This window comes from Bradyrhizobium sp., from assembly GCF_016462955.1.
GTDB lineage: Bacteria > Pseudomonadota > Alphaproteobacteria > Rhizobiales > Xanthobacteraceae > Bradyrhizobium.
On record NZ_JAEMSD010000325.1, the window covers coordinates 7,000 to 8,131 of the forward strand.

At 69.6% G+C, this 1,132-nt stretch carries 1 protein-coding gene; it reads right to left on the minus strand.

Annotation, left to right across the window (positions count from 1 at the left end; genetic code table 11):
- A partial coding sequence (locus JHD07_RS26765) for a sigma 54-interacting transcriptional regulator (protein WP_291627499.1) occupies positions 1–1,132 on the minus strand: 1,132 nt, incomplete at both ends.

A 1,132-nucleotide genomic window follows, 5' to 3' on the forward strand; every position in this document is an offset into this window, starting at 1 on the left:
TCCGTCACGCGGCCGCCGTGCTTGCGCAGAGCCTCGACGATGGTGGCGCGCTCGGCCGCCGCGAGGTCCGGCTCTGCCGCCCGTCCGCCGAACGGCGGTAGATCGAGATCGGCAGCCGCGATGACATCGTCTTCCGCGGTGCAGCCGGCGAGCCGCAGCACGTGGCGGAGCTGGCGCATGTTGCCGGGGAACGGATAGGCCGCGAGCTGTGACCACGCCTCGTCCGACAGGCGACAATTGGGCGCTTCTTCGCGCGCGATCTGGCGGATGATGTCGGCACGGTCGGTACGCTCGCGCAAGGCGGGGAGACGCACCTCCATGCCGCGCAGACGGAAGTAGAGATCGGCGCGGAAGGCGCCCTCTTCCGCCATACGGCCGAGATCGCGATGCGTGGCGCTGATCAAGCGGATGTCGACCGCGACGGGCTTGAGCGCGCCGAGCGGCCAGACCTCGCGATTCTCCAGGACGCGCAAGAGCCGCGTCTGCAAGCCGATCGGCATGTCGCCGATCTCGTCGAGGAACAGCGTGCCGCCGTCGGCCTGCACGATCAGGCCCTTCGAGCCGTCGCGCCGCGCGCCGGTGAAGGCACCGGCCTCGTAGCCGAACAGCTCGGCGTCGATCAGGCTCTCGGGCATGGCCGCGCAATTCAGCGCGACATAATTGTTGCGCGCGCGATTGCTCGCGGCGTGAATGGCGCGCGCGAACACGTCCTTGCCGACGCCGGTCTCGCCATGCAGCAGTACCGGCAGGTCGTGGTCAGTGACGCTCCTGAGCCGCTTCACGCTTCGGATCAACCCGGGATCGCGGCCGGCGAGTTGGTGCAGGGCATCGAAACGATCGACCGGCGCATCGCGGCGCGGCGCAGGCGACCTTGCCCGCGGTGGCGGAGCTACATGCCCCCGTCTCGACGGACCGCCGTCCGCGCGACGCAGCGCGACAACCTCATCCGCGCCACGGGTAGACTGACGATCGAAATCGACGTAGCGGGACAGATCAATCCCGGAGGCGATCATGCCGTCGGTGAAGCCAAGCAGTGCACGCGCGGAGCGGCAGGCGCCGACGACGCGGCGGTCCTCGTCGTAGGCAATGAGCACGCTGCCGCCGTCACCGGGCACGGTGGCGATCCAGGCGT